The sequence below is a fragment of the Pseudomonas sp. KBS0710 genome (genome assembly GCF_005938045.2).
Lineage (GTDB): Bacteria > Pseudomonadota > Gammaproteobacteria > Pseudomonadales > Pseudomonadaceae > Aquipseudomonas.
Genome location: NZ_VCCF02000001.1, coordinates 3,556,298 through 3,579,691, shown reverse-complemented (window position 1 = coordinate 3,579,691; position 23,394 = coordinate 3,556,298). Strand labels below are relative to the sequence as shown.

Annotated in this window: 18 protein-coding genes and 4 pseudogenes; 12 read left to right on the top strand and 10 right to left on the bottom strand. The window is 60.6% G+C overall.

The window, feature by feature from the left end; translation table 11 throughout:
- Positions 1-88 precede the first annotated feature (88 nt).
- The 4 genes and pseudogenes from tssI to FFI16_RS16070 all read left to right on the top strand — a co-directional run bounded on the left by tssI (position 89) and on the right by FFI16_RS16070 (position 5,887).
- Positions 89-2,107: a type VI secretion system tip protein TssI/VgrG gene (gene tssI, locus FFI16_RS16085; protein ID WP_138815465.1), complete on the top strand. Its 2,019-nt coding sequence runs from the start codon at positions 89-91 to the stop codon at positions 2,105-2,107.
- Positions 2,107-2,943 carry a DUF4123 domain-containing protein gene (locus FFI16_RS16080; RefSeq protein WP_138815466.1) on the top strand — a complete coding sequence of 279 codons (837 nt, stop codon included), beginning with the start codon at positions 2,107-2,109 and terminating at the stop codon, positions 2,941-2,943. The genes tssI and FFI16_RS16080 overlap by 1 nt, the downstream gene beginning before the upstream one ends.
- Positions 2,936-3,721, top strand: a complete 786-nt coding sequence (locus tag FFI16_RS16075; RefSeq protein ID WP_138815467.1) for a hypothetical protein — start codon at positions 2,936-2,938, stop codon at positions 3,719-3,721. Before FFI16_RS16080 ends, FFI16_RS16075 begins: the two co-directional genes overlap by 8 nt.
- A 14-nt stretch (positions 3,722-3,735) precedes the next feature.
- A pseudogene (locus FFI16_RS16070) lies at positions 3,736-5,887 on the top strand (lipase family protein).
- Positions 5,888-5,909: 22 nt separating this feature from the next.
- Here the strand turns inward: FFI16_RS16070 and codA are convergent.
- From codA to queD, 7 genes are all read right to left on the bottom strand, one after another.
- Positions 5,910-7,145: a cytosine deaminase gene (gene codA / locus FFI16_RS16065; RefSeq protein WP_138815468.1), complete on the bottom strand. Its 1,236-nt coding sequence runs from the start codon at positions 7,143-7,145 to the stop codon at positions 5,910-5,912.
- A gap of 98 nt (positions 7,146-7,243) precedes the next feature.
- Positions 7,244-8,512, bottom strand: coding sequence for a cytosine permease (codB, locus tag FFI16_RS16060; protein ID WP_138815469.1), 1,269 nt, complete (start codon positions 8,510-8,512; stop codon positions 7,244-7,246).
- Positions 8,513-8,651: 139 nt separating this feature from the next.
- Entirely contained in the window at positions 8,652-9,275 is a 624-nt protein-coding gene (locus FFI16_RS16055; RefSeq protein ID WP_138815470.1) for an NUDIX hydrolase, read from the bottom strand.
- 9 nt (positions 9,276-9,284) lie between these two features.
- Positions 9,285-9,725, bottom strand: coding sequence for a GNAT family N-acetyltransferase (locus FFI16_RS16050; protein ID WP_138815471.1), 441 nt, complete (start codon positions 9,723-9,725; stop codon positions 9,285-9,287).
- Between the two features lie 25 nt (positions 9,726-9,750).
- The gene (locus FFI16_RS16045; protein ID WP_017135296.1) at positions 9,751-9,948 is read right to left on the bottom strand and encodes a helix-turn-helix transcriptional regulator; all 198 of its coding nucleotides are present in this window, start codon (positions 9,946-9,948) and stop codon (positions 9,751-9,753) included.
- Positions 9,945-10,319 carry a hypothetical protein gene (locus FFI16_RS16040; RefSeq protein WP_138815472.1) on the bottom strand — a complete coding sequence of 125 codons (375 nt, stop codon included), beginning with the start codon at positions 10,317-10,319 and terminating at the stop codon, positions 9,945-9,947. The genes FFI16_RS16045 and FFI16_RS16040 overlap by 4 nt, the downstream gene beginning before the upstream one ends.
- A gap of 126 nt (positions 10,320-10,445) precedes the next feature.
- Positions 10,446-10,802: a 6-carboxytetrahydropterin synthase QueD gene (queD, locus tag FFI16_RS16035; protein ID WP_003237990.1), complete on the bottom strand. Its 357-nt coding sequence runs from the start codon at positions 10,800-10,802 to the stop codon at positions 10,446-10,448.
- Positions 10,803-11,035: 233 nt separating this feature from the next.
- On the opposite strand from queD, the gene FFI16_RS16030 reads away from it, so the two are divergent.
- Positions 11,036-12,529 carry an SGNH/GDSL hydrolase family protein gene (locus tag FFI16_RS16030; RefSeq protein WP_138815473.1) on the top strand — a complete coding sequence of 498 codons (1,494 nt, stop codon included), beginning with the start codon at positions 11,036-11,038 and terminating at the stop codon, positions 12,527-12,529.
- 57 nt (positions 12,530-12,586) lie between these two features.
- Positions 12,587-14,203 (top strand): SGNH/GDSL hydrolase family protein, encoded by a 1,617-nt coding sequence (locus FFI16_RS16025; RefSeq protein ID WP_138815474.1) that lies wholly within the window; start codon positions 12,587-12,589, stop codon positions 14,201-14,203.
- A gap of 87 nt (positions 14,204-14,290) precedes the next feature.
- Here FFI16_RS16025 and FFI16_RS16020 read toward each other — a convergent pair whose 3' ends face one another.
- Positions 14,291-15,370 (bottom strand): patatin-like phospholipase family protein, encoded by a 1,080-nt coding sequence (locus FFI16_RS16020; RefSeq protein ID WP_138815475.1) that lies wholly within the window; start codon positions 15,368-15,370, stop codon positions 14,291-14,293.
- Between the two features lie 171 nt (positions 15,371-15,541).
- Between FFI16_RS16020 and FFI16_RS16015 the strand changes: the two genes are divergently transcribed.
- Genes FFI16_RS16015 through FFI16_RS16005 form a run of 3 tightly spaced genes read left to right on the top strand, consistent with a single transcriptional unit; the run spans position 15,542 to position 17,843 of the window.
- Positions 15,542-15,865, top strand: coding sequence for a PepSY domain-containing protein (locus FFI16_RS16015; protein WP_138815476.1), 324 nt, complete (start codon positions 15,542-15,544; stop codon positions 15,863-15,865).
- Positions 15,865-16,533: a response regulator transcription factor gene (locus FFI16_RS16010; protein WP_138815477.1), complete on the top strand. Its 669-nt coding sequence runs from the start codon at positions 15,865-15,867 to the stop codon at positions 16,531-16,533. Before FFI16_RS16015 ends, FFI16_RS16010 begins: the two co-directional genes overlap by 1 nt.
- On the top strand, positions 16,530-17,843 hold the full coding sequence (locus FFI16_RS16005) for a sensor histidine kinase (protein WP_138815478.1): 1,314 nt from the start codon (positions 16,530-16,532) through the stop codon (positions 17,841-17,843). The genes FFI16_RS16010 and FFI16_RS16005 overlap by 4 nt, the downstream gene beginning before the upstream one ends.
- 60 nt (positions 17,844-17,903) lie before the next feature.
- On the opposite strand, the pseudogene FFI16_RS30905 reads toward FFI16_RS16005, so the two are convergent.
- Positions 17,904-18,413: pseudogene (locus FFI16_RS30905) on the bottom strand (methyl-accepting chemotaxis protein); the annotation flags it as partial.
- Between the two features lie 348 nt (positions 18,414-18,761).
- Positions 18,762-18,908, bottom strand: a pseudogene (locus FFI16_RS30900) (HAMP domain-containing protein); the annotation flags it as partial.
- 1,396 nt (positions 18,909-20,304) lie between these two features.
- Between FFI16_RS30900 and FFI16_RS15995 the strand changes: the two are divergent.
- The 3 genes and pseudogenes from FFI16_RS15995 to FFI16_RS30890 all read left to right on the top strand — a co-directional run bounded on the left by FFI16_RS15995 (position 20,305) and on the right by FFI16_RS30890 (position 23,391).
- Positions 20,305-21,624 (top strand): Na+/H+ antiporter family protein, encoded by a 1,320-nt coding sequence (locus tag FFI16_RS15995; protein ID WP_178112740.1) that lies wholly within the window; start codon positions 20,305-20,307, stop codon positions 21,622-21,624.
- 87 nt (positions 21,625-21,711) lie between these two features.
- Positions 21,712-22,533 (top strand): annotated as a pseudogene (locus tag FFI16_RS30895) (cache domain-containing protein); the annotation flags it as partial.
- 36 nt (positions 22,534-22,569) lie between these two features.
- Entirely contained in the window at positions 22,570-23,391 is an 822-nt protein-coding gene (locus FFI16_RS30890; RefSeq protein ID WP_371923627.1) for a methyl-accepting chemotaxis protein, read from the top strand.
- Positions 23,392-23,394: the final 3 nt, after the last annotated feature.

Genomic DNA, 23,394 nt, shown 5'->3' with positions numbered 1-23,394 from the left:
GGGTTCAGGCGCTTTTTCCCAGCAGTTCAATCAACGCCCGATGGGGGGAAGCCTTTCAGTCAAATAATTGATGACGGGTAACTTAGGGATGGTTGCAATATCTGCCGCGCCACGTTTCAAGTTGATACTTTCACAAATAGCCAATGACTTTCAGGTACTCGCTTTTAAAGGCCGCGAAGTCCTTGATCAGCCGTATTTCATTACCGTGCAGTTAGTCAGCGAAAATCCTTCTCTGGATCTGGAGGCGCTGCTTCACCAGCCGGCCTACTTGGACTTCGGCGAAGCCGATGCGGGGCTGCATGGGCAGGTGTACGCCATCGGTCGGGATGATCCGGGCATTCGACTCACTCGCTATCGCCTCACCCTGGCACCGCGCCTGGCGTGCCTTGCCCATCGGCGCAACCAGCGGGTTTTCCAGCAACGCAGCGTCCCGCAGATTATCGCGACGGTTCTTGAACACCACGGCATCCTGGCGGACGCTTATGCCTTCGAGCTTGGCCCCGTGGTCTATCCACCCCGGCCCTTCTGCGTGCAGTACGTAGAAACCGACCTGCACTTTATCCAGCGGTTGTGCGAAGAGGAGGGCATTCATTACCACTTTCGCCATAACCCGAATAATCACCTGTTGGTATTTGGCGATGACCAGACGGTGTTTCGCCGCCTGGGCGCACAACACTTTTGCCCGACGCAGGAACTGGCCGCCAACAGGGGTGTTATCCGGCAGTTCGACGTGCGCCTGGAGACCCGTACACAGCTGACGGTGCGCCGTGATCATGACTTCCAGCATCCGTCGCTGCGCCTGGAAGATAAAGCCGGGCCTGCATCGACGCAGTTCCTTGAGGATTACCATTACCCGGGTGGTTTCGGTGACCATGTGCGAGGTCGGCAGCTGGCGCGCCGAGCCCTGGAGCGGCATCAGCGCGACCGCCATCGTGCCGTGGGCAAAAGTGATCAACCGGCGCTGGCCAGCGGCCATTTTCTTGAGTTGTGTGATCACCCGGATCCGGCCTGCAACGACCTTTGGTTACTCACGTCAGTGCATCACGAGGGCTATCAGCCGCAGGTGCTGGAGGAAGCGGCACCCGTGGTTGGCACATTCCACGGCTATCGCAACCGGTTTACCGCAACGCCTTGGCGCGTCTTGCATCGACCGCCTCTCAAACACCCGAAACCGACCCTCAATGGCAGCCAGACCGCCACCGTGACGGGGCCCCCAGGCGAAGAAGTGCACTGCGACGCCTATGGCCGAGTGAAGGTACGTTTTCATTGGGACCGCCGGGATCCCACCGATGACAAAAGCAGTTATTGGGTACGGGTAGCTTCCGGTTGGGCGGGCGATGGCTTTGGCGCCATGTTGATTCCACGGGTGGGCATGGAGGTGCTGGTGACTTTCCTGGAAGGTGACCCGGACCGGCCGTTGATCAACGGCTGCCTGCCCAATGCGCTGCACAGGCCGGCTTACCCCTTGCCGCAACACAAGACACGCAGTGTGCTGCGAAGCCGCAGTGTGCCGGGCGGCGCGGGTGCCAACGAGCTGCACCTTGAGGACCGTCATGGTGAGGAACTCATCTACCTGCGCGCCCAACGGGATCTGGAACAGTGGGTCGGCCATGACAGCCGCCTGGAGGTGGCGGGAGAGCGGCGCGAAATCATTCGCGGGTCAAGCACGGTTCACTTGGAAGGCGGCGAGCAACGGCACATCAGCGCAGACCGTACCGTCCTGCTGGGCACGAATGACCGCTTGGATGTGCAGGGTGACAGCCAGACACATATCGGTCAGTCGATGGTTATCCAGGCCGGGCAGCAGATCGTCCTCAAGGCCGGCGCCAACCTGGTCATCGATGCGGGCGCACAATTGAGCCTCAAGGCCGGTGGGGAACACCTGGTTATCCAGGCGGGCGGCATTTTCAGCAGCCGGCCTGTCACCGTTGGCGGCTTGCCGCCCGTTACGCCCTCAGCGAGCCCTTTGTCGGCAGTGGACGTGCCGAGCCTCTCGACGGCGCAAGGCACGCTTATGGACGAGGCCCGGCAGTTGGGCGCGGACTTCTGTCCGGTATGCGAGGCATGCCGTGAAGGCCAGTGCGCCCTTACGCGGAGGGCAGCCTGATGCCGAGTGAACCAGGCCAGTGGATGGCCCAACAGCACCGAGCGGGGCGCCGAGTGTGCTTGATCCTTGAGGGGCATCAGGATGCACGTCAGCGGCTGTTGTCTGTGCGTCAGCTGTCGCAGTATTGCAGCCTGTACGCTGAGACTGCCCTGTTCGAGTTGGCAGCCGCAGGCCCGGTGATTGTGCTGGTGGAGCAGGCGGATGAGCCGGGGCTGGTTGACCTGCTGCAACGTCCCGAGGCGAACTGGGGCTGGTTGGGCAGCCTGCCCGACGATGATCTGGCCGGGGTGGTTCGGCATTGGCGCGAACGCCTGTTGGTAGGGCACCCGGGAAGCCAGGCCCTGTATCGTTTTCACGATAACCGCACCTTGGCGCGTGCGTTGACCCATCTACAGAGCGAACATCGGCCCGTGTTGCTCGGCCCACTGATCAGTGTGTGCTATTGGCATGAAGGCCGTTGGTGCCAGAGTGAAAACCCAATGCCCGGTGAGTATCCGGTGCCTGTGCCTGCGCCCTGGCTGAATACGCCCAACCCTCAGGCCGAAGTGATCCTGCACGCCAATATCCTGCGTTATCTACTGACTCAGCACAGCGAAAAGCTCGCCGGTCTGGTCGAGTTTCAGGACCCCAGAATTTGGCTGGCGCAGGTTATCGAGCGGGCCCGAGCCTGGCAATGGCGAAGCCCCCAACAGCTCGAATTCCTGGTAGTGCGCCGGTTGGAGGAGGCGACGCAAGGCAGCGCGATTCGGTGGCTGCCGATAGAGGGCGAGGCGCCTGGAGAGCATTTTGAGCGGGTGTTACGGGAGTGGCGCAGTTTGGGGAAAAAACATGAGTAAGTGGATGCGCAGCGTGTGGGTCGCACTTGGAGTCGGATGGCTCTCGGGTTGTGCGGTGGCACCACGGGCTGATCGTTTTACTCTGGAGGTGGATTTACCCGCGCAGTTTCGATTTATCGGGGCCGCTAACTATCGTCCCGCCAGGTATGAACTCTGCACCTTGCCGCAGCGTCGAGGCAAAAGGCCTGAACGCAAGATCTTTATTGCCGATTACAAACCCGTGGCCGAGCGGGTGAGCTATGAGTTCCCGCTGACTGAAACCATTGAGGGGTGCCCTTCGGTGTTGCGTAGCGTGCAGTTCACTCTCTATGCGAAGTGGGGCGAGCGATATAGCGATGTTGGCGGTGATTCTGCAGGGATCTCTTTCGCCGATCCTATTGAGTCTGAACGTGTCGCTGGCATGCCGGACTCGGGTGTCCAGGAATTCGCTGGTCAATGTATGTGGTTTTTTCGCACGGTGGGTCCCTTGCATGCGATCACGAAACTGTTGGAGTGCAGAGCGTTGAACACAGCGGGGCAAAGGGAAGAAAAGCTAGCGGGTGGTGTAGTACAGAGAGAGCTGCTCCCAGGAAAAAAAGTAAGGCTGACGCTGAGCGTTACAGACGAGGAGGCTCCCGCTTTTCAGGACACGTGGCTAGCTGTACCGGGGGGATGGAAACGCTGTCGGGGTAAAAGCTTTGAAGACCTGTCCGGATACTGTGGCAGTAACACCACGGACTTTAAACCGATAAAAATGCCGGATGGACGTATCTGTGATGTTTATCCAACGTGCAATTAACAAGGAGTTGATTCATGAGCCAGGAAGCATGGAAGCAATCTTTTTTCAGTAGCAAGATGCCTGCTTGCCCGTTGAAAGGGCATTGGGCAAGCGTTTGCCTGGTGGATGAAACAGGCAGCGGCAAGGCTTATGGCGGGCTGGTTTACACAATCCAGGACACTACAGGGCGTCTGTACAACGGCAGGTTGAATGGAGAGGGATACGCCAAGTTGGAAGGGTTTTATTGCGGCCCTGTCATTCTTACTTTGGATGCGCAGTATTCCGGCGAAGAGGAGCCGTATTCGAAATTGAGAAAACGCAAGACTTACCCGTTACCTATCACCGAACTTCAAGCCCGCGCCGAACACACCCGATTTTCAGCGGCTGATGGCCAGCGTATCGAGGGCAACCCTGCACAACGCCAGGCAGACCGGTTTTACCAGGTTGAGGTGCGCGATCTGGTTCGACATATTGCCCACCTGCCGCCGTTTGCCTCCAGAACCTATCAGCCCCCAAGGCATGCGTTGAAAATGATGGCCGAGCTGGGGTTTGGTCCGCCGCAGCCCGCATTGTCAGGCGTTGTGCTGTTCCCCAACTTGCACACGGTGTTGGAAGTACGGCCTTTGCGAGCCCTGCGCCCGATGTTATCGACCAACGATCAGTTTTGTGCGTTGAACCTGTATCAATTGGCGTTGATGTCCACATTGAGTTACTGCGATTTTGGCCAGCAACCTCCAAAACCGCCAGTGGAATACGTCAGTTTTCCCCTGGATCCCAGCGCAGGAAATCTGTTCGCGGAAAAACTCTCGGGGTTTCAAGAAGCCTGGAAGGTCGATCGTGAACAGGCTCAGCGCTTCTACCCCTTGTATGAAGAGGTTCCATACTCCCAGCGTTTTGAGATTTTGCCTTTCGATCCTGAGTTGTATCCACAAAATCGTCCGGAGCTTGAAGATAAACAGGAACATCCCGCTAGCCTGCACTTTTTTGACGATGAGGCCTTCGGTACGGATACCCAGGCGTTTATCAGTCACCACAACGAAGTGATTCTGATCGCTGTACGGGGTACCGCCAGTGGTGCCGATGCTTTGCGAGATGCGAATGCCCACCAAGTGCCCTTTACCGAAGGTGTTGGCAAAGCCCATGAGGGTTTTTACCAGGCCTATCGAGCGATGCGCGATTTTGTTCTGTACTACCTTGATCAGTTCCACAGCGGTCAGCGCATTGTGATTTGCGGCCACAGTCTGGGCGGTGCAATTGCATTGCTGTTGGCTGAAGGGCTACGCCGCGTTCCTGATCGTAACTACAACATCCTCCTCTACACCTACGGCGCTCCCCGCGCCGCAGATTCCGAGTTTACCGACGGCGCCTCGGCCCTCATCCATCACCGCATCGTCAACCACAACGACCCGGTTCCCAGTGTTCCTGCCACGTGGATGAATACCACCGCCAAACTCTGGGTGCCGGGCGCCATCACACTTTTTGCCGCGCCCGGGGCGGGTGGCCTGCTGTTCGCCGCCGGCCTCGTGCGCGTCGGCGGTAACCCTTACCAGCATCACGGCGAACAACAGCACTTCATGCCCATCAAGCTGCCGGATGGCACACACTCCTCGGTGTTATGGGCGCCCGGTTGTGAGTCCATCCTCGAGGCCGGATGCAACCGGGTGCTGCAACTGCATGGCGATATGCCCGAGCGTGCCAACCTGTTGAAACAACTGTTTCAGGCCAGCCAGCACTTCATGACCGCCAGTTACATTCCAGCCGCGTGGGCCACTCTGCGTCGTTGGCAGCAAACCGTGGAGAGCCAGGGCCCTTTGATCACAGCCAGGGAGTTCGAGTTGATAGACCTGGCGCTCGACACCATGACGCAACAACTGCGCGACAAGAACCGCGAGCTCGAGCGTCGTCGCCCACCCAACCAACGCGATTATGGGCATGCGCATAACCAGGCGCTGAACGCTGAAGTCGAGCGCTTGCGCAGCAGCCGGCGCCGATTGGAGTCATTACGCTGGCGCCGTCTGGACGTGCGTGACGTGTATGGCAGCCACGCTGACTCCACTCGCTTGCAGCCCAGCTTGAAGCGCTGGTTGCGCCACTGTGAAAAAGTTGGCGCAAATCGCCAGTATTCCTGCGCCACTTCAGGACGGCGCCGGGCGGGTGCAGTCACTGGATATCGACTCAATCGTCTGACCCAGTTACTTATCCCCGCTGCTTACAAAAACTCCACCTGGGCCGGTCTACGTTGCATCAGTACCTTGCCATTGCGGATCGAATACAGCGGCAGGCCCTGGCTGCGGATCACCTCGTAGTCACTGTCTGCCGAAAGCACCAGCAGGTTGGCTGGGCGGCCGGGTTCCAGGCCGTACCGGTCACCCAGGGCCATGGCCTTGGCACTGTTGTCGGTGACCAGGTCCAGGGCGCTTTGCAGGTTGCGGTAGCCGAGCATGTGGCAGATGTGCAGACCGGCTTCCAGCACGCGCAGGATGTTGCCGTTGCCCAGCGGGTACCAAGGATCGACGATGGAGTCCTGGCCGAAGCAGACATTCATGCCGGCCTCGAGCAGTTCATTGACGCGGGTGACGCCTCGGCGTTTCGGGAAACTGTCGAAGCGGCCCTGCAGGTGAATACTTTCGGTAGGGCACGAAACGAAGCTGATGCCCGAGTGCCCCAGCAGGCGAAACAGTTTGGCGCAGTAGGCATTGTCATACGAACCCATCGCCGTGGTGTGGCTGGCGGTGACGCGCTCGCCCATGCCGCGGCTGCGGGCTTCTTCGGCGAGTACTTCGAGAAAGCGCGAGTGCGGGTCATCGGTTTCGTCGCAGTGCACGTCCACCAGGCAGCCGGTGCGTTCGGCCAGGTCCATCAGGAACTTCACCGAGCTAACCCCTTGGTCGCGGGTGTATTCAAAGTGCGGAATACCGCCGACCACATCAGCGCCCAGGCGAATGGCTTCTTGCATCAGCTCGCGGCCGTTGCGGTAAGACTCGATGCCTTCCTGCGGGAAAGCGACGATTTGCAGGTCGATCAGGTGCGTGCTTTCTTCACGCACCTCTAACATGGCTTTGAGCGCGGTGAGGTCGGGGTCAGTGACATCAACGTGGGTGCGCACATGCTGGATGCCATGGGCGGCGAGGGCCTGGATGGTTTTCTTGGCGCGGGCCTTGGTGTCTTCCTGGGTGATGGTAGCTTTGCGCTCGCCCCAGCACTCGATGCCCTCGAACAGGGTACCGCTCATGTTCCAGCGCGGCTCGCCGGCAGTCAGCGTCGCATCCAGGTGGATATGGGGCTCCACGAACGGCGGTATGACCAGGTTGCCAGCGGCGTCGAGATCGCCAGCTGTTAATATCGGCGCCACGGTTTGCGCAGTGATGCGGGCGATCCGGCCGTGTTCCAGGTGCAGATCATGCAGGCCTTCACGGTTGCGCAGGCGGGCATTGATGATATGCATGGGCAAGTTCCTCTTGGCTTTGGACAATCAGGCAGGCAGCCGCCGGGTCATCAGGGTTATCAGCCACAAGGTTACCATCCTCATGGCAACAGTCGGGTTCATGCCTGTACGTCGGCCAACGGCGCCCGAATGCGCAGTGCAGCAGTGAGTGCGATGTAGGTCAAAGACGCAGCCACAATCCCCACCAACGGCGCCACCCACGGTGAGTGAAACGCCAGCACGGTGCCCACGGCATACGCCGCCAACCCCGGCCAGTTGAATGCCGGCAGGCGTGCATCGGCCAGGCGCGGGTACTGGCCGCGATAGCGGTAGAAGAAATCCGCCATGATGACCCCGCCAATCGGCGGAATCACGGTGCCCAGCAGAATCAGATAAGGCACCAGCAAGTCGTACATGCCAAGCAGTGCCAGCAATGTACCGATCACCGCGCCGGCCAGGGTCACGGTTTTGCGCCGCCGGGTACGCAGCAGATTGCAGCCGGCGACGGCGAAGTTGTAGATGGTGTTGTCCTGCGTGCTCCAGATGTTGAGCAGCAACATGGCCATCGCCGCCATGGCGAAACCTTGCAGCAGCAGTACCTCGACCACATCGGGTTGCTGATAGACGATGGCGCCATAGGCACCGATCAACACCATCAAGCCATTGCCGATAAAAAAGCCGATCAGGCTGGCCAGCACCGCGACCTTGGCCGAACGAGAAAAACGCGTCCAGTTGGTCGCCTGGGTGGCGCCGCTGACAAAGGTGCCGAATACCAGCGTGATGGCGGTGGACACGTCCAGTTCCGCCGTCGGCACCACCGCCATAAGCCCCTCAAGACCGCCGACTTTGATGGTGGCAACCCACATCGACAGCAACAGCAGGACGCCCATGGCCGGCACCGCGATGTAGGAAAGAATCTCCAGCCCGCGATAGCCCACATACGCGGTGGCGCAGAACAGCAGGCCAAACAACACCATCAGTGCCAGCACTGTGCCTTGGCTCAATTCGAAATATTTGCCCAGCACCACGGCGGCGGTGGCGGTGCCCCAGGCGTACCAGCCGATCTGGGTGAAGCCGAGGATCAAGTCGCTGAGTTTGCTGCCCACCTCGCCAAAGCAGAAACGCCCCATCAGGACCGAATTCAAGCCGCTCTTGAACGCGATGTAGCCCAGGCCTGCGGCGTAAATACCCAGCAACAGGTTACCCAACGCCACGACGCCGAGCATGTCGATAAAACTGAACGCCACGCCCAGCTTGCCGCCGGCGAACATGGTCGCGGTAAAGAAGGTGAAGCCCAGCAACACCATGGCGGTGGACGCAAGGCCCTTGCGCGCATGCATCGGCACTTCGCTGAGGGGGTAATCGTTGCCCGGTTCTTGCTGCGTCATGGCCTTGCTCCCTGGATGACTGACGCCGTGCTGTTGCACTGCGCGTGCCAAACCGGCAGCGCGGCGTATTTGTCGCCAGGCACTATGTCGAGCGCGCCCAGGAAGGCACGAAAGCAGTGCAGCGGTGAGACAAAGTGGATCAGTCGAACAGCGTCTGGGTGGTCTCGCCACGATGAAACGCAAACGCCGCTTCAAGATCGCTTTCGATGGTGCGCCCACGGGACAGCGGCGGCAGGTCGTCGAGGGTGAAAAAGCCCACTTCAGTGGTTTCAAACCCGGCCACCGGTGCCAGTTGGTCGACCTGCTCGCAGAGGAAATACAGCTTGTAGAAGTCCCGCACATCCGGGCGATACAAGCCCTTGGCCTTGTGCGTGACGCTGTACAGCGCGCGTGCCGTGACGCTCAGCCCGGCTTCCTCACGGATCTCCTTGACGATGTTTTCCGCCGCCGACAGGCCGATATCGGCATAGCCACCGGGCAGCGCCCAGCAGCCGTCGGTCAATTCGCGCACCAGCAGAATCCGGTCGCCTTCGATCACCGCGCCGCGTACGTCAATCATTGGGGTTGAATAGCGCTTGGCAAAATCCGGCACCAGCCCGGTGATGCGCGCAAGCGGCACATCCGCCAGTTGCGCGAGCATGCTGTGGGCAATTTCGGCAATTTCCTCAAGGCGCTCACGCTCAAAGTCGTCGGTGCAAAAGTGCAGCCCCGTGGACGCCAGTGCCTGCAAGCGTTTGGCCTGGGCCAGCCAGAGATTTTCCATGGGGTGCTCCTATAGATGTTTGATCATATAGACGCGGCGCAGGCCGTGTTCCTCGGTGCGATGGGTTTGCACATAGCCACGGCGACTGTACAGCGCAAGGTTCTCGGTCATCATCTCATTGGTGTACAGGCGGATGGCACTGTAGCCGGCATCAAGGGCCTGCCGTTCGGCAAAATCCATCAGCTGTCGCCCGAAACCAAGGCCCTGGGCTTGTGGTGCCACGGCGAGGTTATCCAACAGCAATGCCGTTTCGGTGTGCCTCAGGATAACAAAGCCTTGAACCTGCCCGGCGTGGTCCAGCACGTGCACGCCCCCGCCTTCGATCAACTGCGGGTAGTCCTCCAGCATAGGCCCCGGCTTTCGGCCGATGCGCTCAATGTAGGGTGCATAAGCAGCCTGGACGATGGCCTCGATAGCGGTACTGTCATTGGCGGTGGCGGGGCGCATCATTTCAGCGTGCTCCTGTTGTAAAGGCTCAGTCCACTGGCGCTTCGAAGATCGCCTCGATGGGCCGTTCGAACACCTTGGCGATCTTGAACGCCAGCGGCAAACTCGGGTCGTAGCGGCCGGTCTCGATGGCGTTGATGGTCTGGCGCGATACGCCCAGGCGCTGCGCCAGGTCAGCCTGGGACCAACCCAATTCTGCGCGTAACTGGCGCAGTTGATTATTCATTGATAACGCCTTGTACCAATGATCGTGGCCACACACCAGACGCCGCCCATGATCGGCCACACCATGAAGGCCGAGAGGCGCGGCAGGCCGGCGGTTTCCAGGAAACCGTAGCTGAAGGTGGTGAGGGCGGTGCATACAAACGCCACCGCGAGCGCTTCCAACTGAATCTTGCGGCCTAACTCATCCATGCTGTTCAGCCGACGGATGATCGACACCGCCATCGCGATCATCGGAATAACCGGCAGCAATGCCAAGGCGATTTTCGCGGCGCCGTCGGGCATCGACCGTACAGATGAGCTGGAGACCACCACGCAGCAAATGTACACCAACAGAATGACGATAAATTCCACCAGGAAGCGTTTGGTCGACATGACTCTCTCCAGGAGTAAAGGTTACTTTACACTAGGTGAGTAGGTTTTGAATGTCAAGCTTGCTTTACATTTGCAGGCGACAGGCATAAAAAAACCACCCGCAGGTGGTTTTAAACACTCAACCGCTTACTCGCCGCGATAGATGCAACCGCTGGTACAGGTCTCATGGATGCGAATCGCGCTGAGCTCCGGCAACAGGGGCTTAAGTTCGGTCCAGATCCACTTGGCCAGCACTTCGCTGGTCGGGTTTTCCAGGCCTGGAATGTCATTGAGGTAGTTATGGTCGAGGCGTTCATAGAGCGGCTTGAAAATCGCCTTGATTTCCGAGAAATCGCGGATCCAGCCGGTATGGGGATCCAGGTCGCCGCTGAGGTGGATCGCCACCTTGAACGAATGCCCGTGCAGGCGCCCGCATTTGTGGCCCTCCGGCACGTGTGGCAGGCGGTGGGCGGACTCGAAGGTAAACTCTTTGAAGATTTCCACGGTGTGACCTGTAGGGCTTGTGTTGCGTGGGTTTGAGGTGATTGCCGGTTTCTGGTGCAGCGATGGCGCGTATTCTAACCTGTTTTGTGCAGGTGCCCTGCCTGATCGCCGATAAACCCTCTTGCGGTATTTGCCGCTGCTATACGGACGACGACAACTCCCACCCGTCGCCGCATAATACCAACCGTTTCAAGGCCCGCCACTGAGCGGGCTTTTTTGCCTCGGGGAACACCATGGCTTTTAACACCACAAACCCTGTCGAGCCGCACGGCGCGCGCGATAATTCGGCCTTTACCTGGCGTGCACGGCTGGTTAAGGCCCTGATGCAGTGGGCAGGCAGGGTTGTTCGCCGCGGCGGCAAAGAACTCAAACGGGCCTCCAGCGAATTCCAGATAACGTCCAACCTGGGCGATTTGGATCGGCTCAATGCCGCTATTTTCGAAGGCACCGTACGCATTGCCTTTGCTGGCGATTCGATTGTCGAGGGCGACCGCGACGGTCTTTATGACAACTCGGTTGTCGCAACGGTCATGCGCGCCTTGCGCGAGCAGAACCCTGGCATCCACTTCGTAGCGGGTAACTTCAGCCTTTCAGGCCGCGGCATTGGCGCACTGGCAACCGAGACGTACGTGGGGCAACCCTACCCGGAAGACCTGGCTACCGGTTTTTATCGCCCTGATGGCAGTCCGATGACTGACCAGTGGCCGGGGGGCTCTGTCGTCGGCAAGTCGTGGATGGGGCATCTCAGGGACTTTGCCCCCGACTTTGTGATGGTCATGCACGGCGCCAACGATTTGTCTGGCTCAAGCCTCGGGAACACGACCGCGCTGAAGCATGTGCTCAGCCTGATTCGCCATTTTCCCAAGGTGCCGTCTGTAGGGTTGGCCACCACCGCGCTGCCGGCTGTTTCAGCGGGGTATCAGGAAGAAGCTCAAATCGCAGCCGATGGCGTGCGCGCCGTGGCCCGGGAATTGAACCTCACCCTGGTCGATATCAACCGGGCGTTCAACCGGCTGCGCGCAGGTATTGATGTCGCAAACCTGGTCTACACGCGTGATGACACCTTCGTCGGCTATCCCGCCGGCTGGGATGTTGAGGCGCACTCCACGCTTTCACTGGCAGATGCCGGGGGTGGCTTGATAAGGGGTAGCGGTTCGGCGCTGCGTAACACGCAGTCGCTGGACGTCAATATCAAGGCTACGTTCAGCTGCCCCAGCTGGTTCTCCACGACTTGTGCGCTGCATTATCGGTCGATGGGTGCGCCTGAACATCAGTACAGCGCGCAAATCTCATCGGGCTCTCTGGTTCTTTATTGGGGGGCGACCCGCCTGGGCTTCAAGGCCATTGGTGCCCTTGCATCCGGCTCGAAGGTGGTGTTGCAGGTTGATGTGCAAGGTGCGTTGCACAGGGTTTATGTCAACCATGTGCTGCAACTGACGGTCCATGACTACCACCACCTGCGGCGCGGCAATCATGGGGTGGCGATAATGGGCGGAGCTGGAACCATTGCTGATTTTATCGTGCATACAGGTGACTACAGCGCAGTTGAAGTGCCGCAATTGAGTGATCTCGAACTTTACGGCGGCGATCACTTGGCTACTCACAATGGGGTGGCAGACGGCAACGGCATCAACCATCCGACCAGGCAGGCCAACAGCGTCTGTTGGGCAGCGGCTTTTTCGGCTCTGGTGGATCACATCCGGGTGCAAAAAAGAGCAGGGCGCTGACGGTTGAAGTGAGAATTCAGTAGAATTGAAATTCTCTATTAGATGGCGTGTCACGACGTGTCTGCTTCCCTTGTGCACCACAGAACAAAACCCCTGAATTTCTTGATTGCTTTGTGCATCAGCGTCCCACTGAACCTCTTTGGCTTGGGTGGATATGCTTTTGCGCAGGCGCTTGCCGGCGTGGCGGCACCCGCCCAAACCGACGCGACGATAAGCGCTGGTGCTGTTGCTGCCAGCGCGCCTGCTGCTCCTGCTCCTGCTGCTCCGAGCCCCATGCTCAACCAGGCCGCGCCGGATGAGGCGTCCACGCTCTCCAGCGTGGGCAATCTGGATCGGCTGGATGCCGCCATCAAAGAGGGCGCAGTTAGAATCGCAGTGGTCGGCGACTCGATCTCCCAAGGCGATGTTGATGGGCGGTACGAAAACTCGGTCGTGGCCACCTTGATGCGCTCAGCCCGTGAGCAAAACCCCGACATTGCGTTCACATTTGGTAATTTCAGCCTGGCGGGGCGTGGGATGGGGATGTACTTCAACCCCAACTACAAGGGGGCGACGGCCACCGCCGAAAACCCACTTATGGGTTTCTTCAGGGAGCCTGGCAGCGAGGTGACGGCGCAATGGCCTGGCGGATCCGTTGAGGGCAAGAGCTGGGCAGATCACGTTCGGGATTTTGCTCCGGACCTGGTGATTTATATGTTTGGTGCCAATGACCTTACCGGCAGCAGCAGTGTCAACGCCGACTATTATTTCAAGTCGCTGGATTACCAGAATACCTGGGCAAAAGTGCCTTCTACGGCGATTGCGCCTGCGGCGTTACCGTCTGTTGCGTTTGGCTATCAAGAGCAGGTTCAAGTGGCGGCTGACACCGCGCGGGATGTTGCGAAAGTGCGCAATATTACGGTCTTGGACATTAACCGACTGTTCAATATTCACCGCGCTGCCATCGACGTCGATAAGTTGAGTTTTATTCGCGAGGATAACCTGGCGACATATCCCGCCGGCTGGAGCCCGGAGCCCGGCACTACGTTTGCGGTATCGGGTTCGCCTGCGCAAACGACCCTGAAGGGTCAGGGCGCTACGATGTTCAGCCGGGAGAGCCAGGATGTCAGTCTGTCGGCTACGTTCACCATGACCCATTGGGCTGGGCAAATAGGCGGCATTCGCTATCGCTCTATGGGCTCTGGCCTGAGCCAGTACACCGCGCAAGTGACGGCCAGCCAAGTGCTGCTTTACTGGGGAGGCACCATTATTGGTCGTTCGCCGGTTTATTCCGCCATCCCCGATGGGACGTCGGTCAGCTTGAAAGTCACGGCGCGGGGGGCGAAGCACGACGTGTATTTAAATGGCATCAATGTTATTTCCACGTATGACTTTAACAACCTGCGCTTCGGTAAAGTCGGCTTGTTGGTGTCCGGCGCCGAGGGTGTTATCTCCAACTGGGTCGCGAATCTGGGCGTGCCTGAGGCGCGCGGTGTTCCAGATTTGAATGATATTCAAATCTATGGGCTTGGGGATTTCACCACCAACCCCAGCAGCCAGGGTGGAAACATGATTAACCACCCAACCAAGCTTGCCAATGCGGTTATCTGGGGCGGCGCGCTGCGCCCCTTGTTGCAGCACATCCGGTCGCAGCCCAGGGGCGTCGTGCCCGCCTCGGCGCCCGTCAGCCCCTGACGTTTGAAGCTGGGCAATGCGAGCCGGTGCGCAGGGTGCGTACCGGCTCAGATGGACACGGCCTTTTTTCAGTACGCCGATGTCGCGTCAAAGTGCCTGTAGGTGCTCGCCCAATGTGCCGTTATCCGCCCACTCAAGAAACTCATCGCCCAGCCGCCGGCTTTCGCTCATCGCGGTTTGCCAGTATTTGTTGCGGCTCGCGTCATCGCCCATATAGCGCTTGAAGTCGCTGCGGTCCGGCAATTTGCCGTGGGGCAGGCGGGCCAGGTAGTCCTTGGAGGGCGCCAGTAGCAGCACATCCTGCAAGCCCTGCGGGTTACTGCGCCGCCACGGCAAGCCCTTGTCGAACCAGCCGGGGATCACCCGGTCGGTGAAGTGCGGGTACAGCACGATGTCGTCGCCGTGGTAAGGCAGATCGAGGTGATAGTCCAGCAGCCCACCGTCGCGGTAAGTGCCCGTGCCTGCGCCGGGCAGGTCGCGCACGCCTTGCATCACCATGGGGATGGAACCCGAGGCCAGCAGTGCCTGGCGCAGGTTGCCCACCTGCAGATCGAGGAAGCGCGAGGGAAAGTCCGTCAGCGCATGCACCGGTGGCGCCTGGCGCGGGTCGTGGATGATCAACCGCTCAAAATGCCGCGACAGCCGCGCACGGCCACGCAGGTTGTCGGCAATCACCGACGACAGGCCCAGCCCCAGTCGCCCACGGTGGTCATCGGCAAGCAGGCCGTGGCTCTTGACCACCATGATGTTGAGGCGATAGTCGGGGTTGTCCAGCACTCGCGCATCGCGGCCAGCCAGCAGGTCGTCGAGCATACGCTGGCAGCTGTGGCTGACTTCGGCCATGGTCACGCCCTTGGCGAAGCGTTGCTCGTTATACAGGCGGCCGAGGTCGAGCAGGCCTTGCACCGGGTCGGGCAGGCACGCACTGGCAAAGCGCCAGGAGCCGATGGACGCGCCGATCAATGCGCGCTCACGCGGTGCGCGCGGCAGCCAATCGCCGAACAGCGCCAGGTCCAGGCCTTGAATGCCCAGCGCCTTGGGACCACCGGCCGCACCGGGTAGGATACCGACATCCGCCGGCGCAAGGCCTTGCTCGCGAATGCGCGTGAAAGCGCGTTTGCCGGCCTTGAGGGTCAGGGCGGGGAACTTGATATGGATGGCAGTCATACAGGTCTCGGTTGCAACGAACAGGCAATATAAGAGAATTCTTGCAACGATGGGTAAGCAGGCCGATTGAAAATTGCCATGGTGGCAATTCAGTTTCAGTTAAGTTGTCACGGGTACCGTGGTGGCCCATGTCCCTCATCGGGCCGCCCTCAAGGAACATCAGGATACGTAATGAAGGTAAATCTACGCGCAGGCAGTCAGGTGGCGCTGGTATTGCTACTGAGCAGCGCCAGCCTGTCGGCCCATGACCTTGGGCAGGATGAGGCCCTGCGTCTGCGTCAGGAGGGCGTCATCGCGCCGCTGGAACAGTTGCTGGGCCCGGCGCTGGAGCGCTACCCGGGCGCCAAGCTGCTGGACGCCGAGCTTGAGGAACACAAGGATCGGCCGGTGCGCTATATCTACGAGATCGAGTTGCTGACCGTCGAAGGTGTGGTGCGTGAAATTGAGCTCGACGCCAGTACCGGCAAGCTGCTCAAAGATAAGGAAGACGACTGATGCGCCTGCTTCTGGTGGAAGATAACGTACCGCTGGCCGATGAATTGTTGGCGGGCCTGCAACGCCAGGGCTACGCGGTCGACTGGCTGGCCGATGGGCGCGATGCCGCGTACCAAGGCCGCAGCGAACCCTATGACCTGATCATCCTCGACCTCGGCTTGCCGGGCCTGCCCGGGCTGGAGGTGCTGGCGCAATGGCGCGCTGCGGCCTTGGCCACGCCCGTGCTGGTGCTGACCGCACGCGATTCCTGGGCCGAACGTATCGAAGGGCTCAAGGCCGGCGCCGACGATTACCTGAGCAAACCCTTTCACCCCGAAGAACTCTACCTGCGCATCCAGGCACTGTTGCGCCGTTCCCACGGCCAGGCCAACCAGCCGACGCTGCAAGCCGCCGGCCTGCACCTGGATGAAGGGCGCCAGTGCGTGTTGCGCGATGGCGAGGAGATCCAACTGACCGCCGCCGAATTCCGCCTGCTGCGCTACTTCATGTTGCACCCGGAACAGATCCTGTCGAAAAGCCATCTGGCCGAGCATCTGTATGACGGCGAGACCGAGCGCGACTCCAATGTGCTGGAAGTCCACGTCAACCACCTGCGCCGCAAGCTGGGGCGCAGTGTGATTGAAACCCGGCGCGGCCAGGGTTACCGGTTTGGCGCCGCTCCGGCATGAGGTCGATTCAACGGCGCCTGAGCCTGGGGCTGATCAGCGTCATGGTGGTGGTCGGCGTGGTGCTGGCGCAGACCAGCTTGTGGTTGTTTGAGGCCGGTTTGCAGCGTTACCTGGAAGCCGGGCTGCGCAACGACAGCGAAAACCTGCTGACGGCACTGGTGCGGGGGCCTGAGGGTGTTCAGTTGGATGAGCAGCGTCTGTCACCGGCCTACCAGCGGCCGTTTTCCGGGCATTATTTTCGCATCGATTTTGCCGACGTCCACTGGCGTTCCCGCTCGCTGTGGGACCAGGAGCTGCCGCGCCTGACCGAACCTGGGCTCAAGGGCAACCTGCAACTGGGGCCGGAACGCCAGCAACTGCTGGTGTTGCGTTCGGACTACAAACGTTTCGGCCAGTCGATTTCCATCAGCGTGGCTCAGGACTACACGCCCGTGCGCGAAAGCTTTCGCCTGATGCGCCAGATTGGTCTGATCATCGGCTTGGCGGCGCTGTTGCTGGTGCTGATTCTGCAGCGGGTCACCGTGCGCCGCGCCTTGCGCCCGCTGGAGACCGCACGCAACCAGATCGCCCAACTGCAACAGGGCCGGCGCTCGCAACTCGATACCCAGGTGCCGTTGGAACTGGAGCCTCTGGTGGCGCAGATCAACCATCTGTTGGCCCATACCGAAGACAGCCTCAAGCGCTCGCGCAATGCCCTGGGCAACCTTGGCCATGCGCTGAAAACCCCACTGGCGGTGCTATTGAGTGCGGCCTCCAGCGAAGCGCTCAAGGACCATCCCGAACTGAGCAGGCTGCTGCGTGAGCAACTCGACCAGGTGCAGCAACGCCTCAACCGTGAACTCAACCGCGCCCGACTGGCCGGCGAAACCCTGCCGGGCGCGCTGTTTGACTGTGAAAAAGAACTGCCCGGCCTGCTGGCCACCTTGCGCATGATCCACGGTGAGCACCTGGACTTGAGCTACCACGTCGACCCCGGCCTGCAATTGCCCTGGGACCGCGAAGACCTGCTGGAACTGCTCGGCAACCTGCTGGATAACGCCTGCAAATGGGCGGATGCCGACGTGCGCTTGGCGGTCAGCGAAACCCCGCGCAGCTTTCTGCTGGCAGTCGAAGACGACGGCCCCGGCATCCCGCAGGCCCAGCGTGAGCAAGTGCTCAGCCGCGGTGCGCGGCTGGATGAGCAGATTGACGGCCATGGCCTGGGGCTGGGGATCGTGCGGGATATCGTCGAGGTGTGGGGCGGTACGTTGCAGTTGCAGGACAGCGAACTGGGCGGGCTCAAGGCGCTGATCGAATTACCCAAACGTTAACACCGAGCAAGCCCGCTCCCACATTGGATCTCCTTAAAGGTCAGAACCTTTACAGGTCACTTACACCCGAAACTGATCCATCAACCCCTGCTGCTGATTCGCCAGGCTGTTCAACGCCTGGCTCACCCGCGCCGATTCATTCGCCTGCTCCGACAGCGATTCAGTCACATCCCGAATCGTCGCCACATTGCTGTTGATCTCTTCGGCCACGGCGCTTTGCTGTTCGGCGGCGCTGGCGATTTGCAGGTTCATGTCGCTGATCACCGTGACCGCTTCGCCGATCTGGCGCAGGGCGGTGACCGCCTGGCCAACCTGTTCGACACTGCCCTGGGCCTGGCGATAGCTGTTGCCCATGGAGTCGACCACGTCGGTAGTGCCGCTTTGCAGGTGCTCGATCACCAGGCGGGTTTCTTCTACCGACTCCTGGGTGCGCCGCGCCAGGTTGCGCACTTCATCGGCGACCACCGCAAAGCCACGCCCGGCCTCACCGGCGCGGGCGGCTTCGATGGCGGCGTTGAGTGCCAGCAGGTTGGTCTGCTCGGCGATGCCGCGAATCACTTCCAGCACCGAACCGATCTTTTCGCTATTGGCCGCCAAGCCTTCGACCTGGGCCATGGCGGTGCTCATGTCCGCCGCCAGGTTGCCGATGTTGGTGGTGGTGCGGTCAATCACACTCAAGCCGTCACGGGTGGCCTGGTCAGCATCGCGTGCGGCGTGTGCTGCTTGGGCAGCGCTACGCGCCACGTCCTGGGCGGTGGCGCTCATTTCGTGGGAGGCGGTGGCCACTTGATCGACCTGGCGGTACTGCTGCTCCATGCCGGCGCTGGTTTGCGTGGCGATGGCGGCGGACTGATCGGCAGTGCCACGGGCGTCCTGCACCGAGCGTTTCACTTGGGCAATGGTCGGTTGCAGCTTGTCGAGGAAGCGGTTGAACCAGCCGGCCAACTGGCCCAGTTCATCGTGTTTGTCATAGGCCAGGCGGCGGGTGAGGTCGCCTTCGCCGCTGGCAATGTCTTCAAGCATGCGCGCCACGCCGAGAATCGGCCGGGTCACGCTGCGGGCCATCAACCACACCAGTATCAGGCCAACCACGGCGGCCAGCAGGCCCAGGCTCAACTCCAGCAGCGTGCCGCGGGCGTTGTCCGCGTCCAACTGCGCCTTGAGCGTTTCGGCAGGGCCGACCAGGACTTTTTCCGGCACATCCAGCAACACGCCCCACGGCTTGCCGCCGGGAATCGGCGCGAATGGCGCCAGCACCTTGAGTTGGTGATCGGTACGCAGGCTGCTGGTCTGGGGGTTACTGGCCAGCACGCTGATCAATTGCGCGCCGCTGGTAGTGTCGACCTGATCCAGGCGCTGGCTGAGTTTGCCGGCGTCGGGGCTGTAGCCGGCGAGCAAACCGGTGGGGCTGAGGATGCTGACTTGGGTCTGGCCGTCATACAGCTTCTGGCTGGCCTGTTGGCTCACGGCTTGCAGGCTGTTGAGGTTGATGTCCACCGACAGCGAGGCGATGACTTTGCCGTTGACCATCAGCGGGAAGACGATGCTGGTCATCAGCACGTTTTGCCCGTCGATCACATAAAAGTACGGTTCGATCACGCAGGGTTTCAGCGTAGTGCGTGGGCAGGTGAACCAGGCGTTAGCCTTCTCGCCGCTGGGGCCTACGCGGGTGTCGGCCATGTCGCTTTCGGGCAGCGACATGGCGGTAAGTTTGCCCGGCGTGGGCTGCGACCAGTAGAGGGCGAAGCGGCCTTTGTCGTTACTGCCCAGTTCTGCCTGATTGGCGAACAACTCGTCCTTGCCGTCCAGCGCATTGGCCTCAAACACCAGCGACAGGCCGAGCAGATCGGGGTTGGCCTGCAAAGCGGCCTTGACCTGGCGGGTCAGGTCTTCGCGGGTATCGAAGGCATCCAGAAAGCGTTTTTCCGCCTGTTCGCGCAAAAACAACACCTGGCGCGAAAAACCATGGCCGTACTGGTAGGCGTCCATGAATTGCTGGCGAATGCCCAGCGCCTGCACTTCACCTTGGGCCTCGATGCGCGCCTGGGCGGACGCGTCGAGCATCTGCATGCTGGAGGCTTTGACCTGCTGTGAACTCTGCTCCATGCGATACAGCGACAGACCCACCAGCAGGGTCACGATCCCCAGCAGGCACAGGCCCGCGAGCAGGGTGATTTTCCATTGAATGGAGAGCTGTCTGAGAGACATCGAGGAGCATCCTTAACCTGAAAACACAGAGAGTCTTTGTATCGGCCGCTTTCCAGGGTTCTTTATTATTTAAACGTTCAATTGAAAGCCACGGAAAGCCAAAAGCGGCGTCGTTTTTTGACATGCACGCCCACCTGCGGCAAAGTGCGCGCCCTCTAATAAGACCTCTTAAAGCCTGCACGCGGACGCCATTTGATGGCCGCCCGGTCGCGGGCCTGTCTGTTTTTTATGTTTTTTGCTTGAGGTAACCATGATTAACGCAGTCATCGCCGCGGTCGGCACCATGCTGGTGCTCAGTTTGTCCCGCGTGCATGTGGTCATCGCCATTATCGTCGGCGCCCTGGTCGGTGGCTTGACCGGCGGGTTGGGCATCGAGGCCACGCTCAAGGCCTTTAACGGTGGCTTGGGCGGCGGCGCGACCGTGGCGTTGTCCTACGCCTTGCTCGGCGCTTTCGCGGTGGCGATTGCCAAGTCCGGGCTGGCGCATGCATTGGCGGACAAGGCGTTGCTGCTGGTCGATCGCCAGGAAGCCACCGGCGGCAGCCATGTCAAATGGCTGCTGATTGGCCTGTTGTGGGTGGTGGCGATTGCCTCGCAGAACATTTTGCCGATCCATATCGCGTTTATCCCGCTGCTGGTGCCGCCACTGCTTTATGTGCTGACCAAGCTGCAACTGGACCGCCGCCTGATTGCCTGTGTGATGACCTTCGGACTGATCACGCCGTATATGTTCCTGCCGGTGGGCTTCGGCAATATCTTCCTTAATCAGATCCTGCTGGCCAACGTGGCCAAGAGCGGCGTGGACATCAGCCAGGTCAACGTCACCCACGCCATGGGCCTGCCGGCGTTGGGCATGGTGGTGGGCCTGCTGGTAGCGGTGTTTATCAGCTACCGCAAAAAGCGTGTGTATGACCTGGAAAAAATCGAGCGCGTCGAGCAAGTAGCCGTGCAATACAACCCACTGACCCTGCTGGTGGCCGGGCTGGCAATTGCCTCGGCGTTTATCATTCAGCTATGGCTGGACTCGATGATCATCGGCGCCCTGGCTGGGTTTCTGATCTTCTCGGTGTCGGGCATTGTGCGCTGGCGCGAGACCGACGACCTGTTTACCGAAGGCATGAAAATGATGGCGATGATCGGCTTCATCATGATCGCCTCCTCGGGGTTTGCCGAAGTGCTCAAGGCCACCGGTGACGTGCGCTCACTGGTGGAAGCCTCGGCGGCATTCATTGGCCACAGCCGTGGTGTGGGCGCGTTGCTGATGTTACTGGTGGGGCTGTTGGTGACCATGGGCATTGGTTCGTCATTTTCCACGGTGCCGATTCTGGCGGCGATTTTTGTGCCGTTGTGTGTGCAGCTGGGCTTCAGCCCGTTAGCGATTGTGTGCATCGTGGGTACGGCGGGTGCCTTAGGCGATGCCGGTTCGCCCGCGTCGGACTCCACGCTCGGCCCGACGTCCGGCCTGAATATTGACGGCCAGCATCACCATATCTGGGACACCGTGGTGCCGACCTTCCTGCACTACAACATTCCGTTGCTGGCGTTTGGCTGGATTGCCGCAATGACCCTCTGATCTGCTTGTCTGTGGGCGCTGGCTCCTACAGATATTTCGCCCCTGGCCGTTAACCTCTCAAGTCGCCACGAATAAGAGAGAAAAGCCATGCGTCTGAGTTTGAAGGCCAAAGTCCTGTCCCTGGCCGTTGTGCCGGTGTTGTTGTTTGCCGTAGTCATCAGCCTGACCACCGTGTGGATCCTGCAAGGCCAGGCACGCAATGAGGTGGATGAAACCCGCCAGCGCCTGCTCAATGACGCCAAGGCCACGCTGCAAAGCTATGTGGAAGTGGCGATGACCACCATCAAGCCGCTCTACGACGCGGCCGCCCCCGGCGACACGGCGGCACGCGCGCAGGTGGTCAAGCTGTTGTCCAACACCAGCTACGGCAAGGACGGCTACTTCTTCGGCTACGACTCCGAGACCATCCGCCTGTTCAAGGGCAACAGCCCGGACGGCGTGGGCAAGAGCTTCAAGGACAACCGTGACCCCAACGGGGTCTACGTCAACCGCGACCTGGTCAAGGTCGGCAAGGACGGCACCCACTACCTGCAATACAGCTCGACCCAGCCCGGCCAGACCGAGTTGGTGCCCAAGCTCGGCTACACCGAATATTTGCCCAAGTGGGACATGGTAATCGGTACGTCGGTGAACCTCGATGGCATCGAAGCCCAGGTGGCGGTGGTCGAGGCCAAGGTCGAAAAACGCATGGAAGGCGTGCTGCTGAGCATCCTCGGCGTGGCGGTGGTGGTACTGCTGGTGATTGCTGCGGTGGGCATGCTGGTGGCCAACACCATCTTGCGCCCACTGAACCTGATGAAAGCCAACCTCGACGATATCGCTGCGGGCGAGGGCGACTTGACCCGCCGCCTGGCCATCACCAGCCAGGATGAGTTGGGCGACTTGGCCGGGGCGTTCAACCGCTTTGTCGACAAGATCCACGGGCTGGTGCGCCAGATCACCGAGATGACCGCGCAACTCACCGGGCTGGTCAGCCAGGTGTCCGAGCAGGCCCAGCGCTCGGAAACCGCCATGGAACGCCAGCGTCACGAAACCGATCAGGTGGCGACCGCCATCAACCAAATGTCCTCGGCAGCCCACGAAGTGGCGCGCAGTGCCCAGGGCGCCGCCGTCGCCGCGCAACAGACCGACGCCGAAGGCCAGGCTGCCAAGCGTGTGGTGGACGGCAGCATCGCGCAGATCCATGCGCTGGTGAACGACATCCGCAGCAGCGGCGTGTCCCTCGACAGCTTGCAGCAGGACGTGTCGTCGATTGTCAGCGTGCTCGGCGTGATCCGCTCGATTGCCGAGCAGACCAACCTGCTGGCGCTCAACGCCGCCATCGAAGCCGCACGGGCGGGCGAGGCCGGGCGTGGTTTTGCCGTGGTCGCCGACGAAGTCCGTGCGCTGGCCAGCCGCACGCAAACCAGCACGCAGGAAATCCAGGGCATGATCGACCGCCTGCAAAAAGGCACGGTCGCCGCTGTGGATGCCATGCGCCGTTCCAGCGACGCTGGTGACGGCACTTCGGCCCAGGCCAACCAGGCCGGCGAGTCGCTGGACACCATGGCGCAGTTGATCGGCACTATTAACTCGATGAACGCGCAAATCGCCAGCGCCGCCGAAGAGCAGACCGCCGTGGCCGAAGAGATCAACCGCAGCGTGCATCAGATTGCCGTGGCGGTGGACAGCGTGGCGGATGAAACCCAGCTGGGCGCGCAAACCTCGCGCAGTCTGGCGGACCTGGGCCAGCGCCTGGGGCAGTTGGTGGGGCAATTCAGGATCTGATCA

Coding starts and splice junctions, on each gene's coding strand:
- tssI (WP_138815465.1), top strand. CDS start 89: ATGGTTGCAATATCTGCCGCGCCACGTTTCAAGTTGATACTTTCACAA.
- FFI16_RS16080 (WP_138815466.1), top strand. CDS start 2,107: ATGCCGAGTGAACCAGGCCAGTGGATGGCCCAACAGCACCGAGCGGGG.
- FFI16_RS16075 (WP_138815467.1), top strand. CDS start 2,936: ATGAGTAAGTGGATGCGCAGCGTGTGGGTCGCACTTGGAGTCGGATGG.
- codA (WP_138815468.1), bottom strand. CDS start 7,145: ATGCATATCATCAATGCCCGCCTGCGCAACCGTGAAGGCCTGCATGAT.
- codB (WP_138815469.1), bottom strand. CDS start 8,512: ATGACGCAGCAAGAACCGGGCAACGATTACCCCCTCAGCGAAGTGCCG.
- FFI16_RS16055 (WP_138815470.1), bottom strand. CDS start 9,275: ATGGAAAATCTCTGGCTGGCCCAGGCCAAACGCTTGCAGGCACTGGCG.
- FFI16_RS16050 (WP_138815471.1), bottom strand. CDS start 9,725: ATGATGCGCCCCGCCACCGCCAATGACAGTACCGCTATCGAGGCCATC.
- FFI16_RS16045 (WP_017135296.1), bottom strand. CDS start 9,948: ATGAATAATCAACTGCGCCAGTTACGCGCAGAATTGGGTTGGTCCCAG.
- FFI16_RS16040 (WP_138815472.1), bottom strand. CDS start 10,319: ATGTCGACCAAACGCTTCCTGGTGGAATTTATCGTCATTCTGTTGGTG.
- FFI16_RS16030 (WP_138815473.1), top strand. CDS start 11,036: ATGGCTTTTAACACCACAAACCCTGTCGAGCCGCACGGCGCGCGCGAT.
- FFI16_RS16020 (WP_138815475.1), bottom strand. CDS start 15,370: ATGACTGCCATCCATATCAAGTTCCCCGCCCTGACCCTCAAGGCCGGC.
- FFI16_RS16015 (WP_138815476.1), top strand. CDS start 15,542: ATGAAGGTAAATCTACGCGCAGGCAGTCAGGTGGCGCTGGTATTGCTA.
- FFI16_RS16010 (WP_138815477.1), top strand. CDS start 15,865: ATGCGCCTGCTTCTGGTGGAAGATAACGTACCGCTGGCCGATGAATTG.
- FFI16_RS16005 (WP_138815478.1), top strand. CDS start 16,530: ATGAGGTCGATTCAACGGCGCCTGAGCCTGGGGCTGATCAGCGTCATG.
- FFI16_RS30890 (WP_371923627.1), top strand. CDS start 22,570: ATGACCGCGCAACTCACCGGGCTGGTCAGCCAGGTGTCCGAGCAGGCC.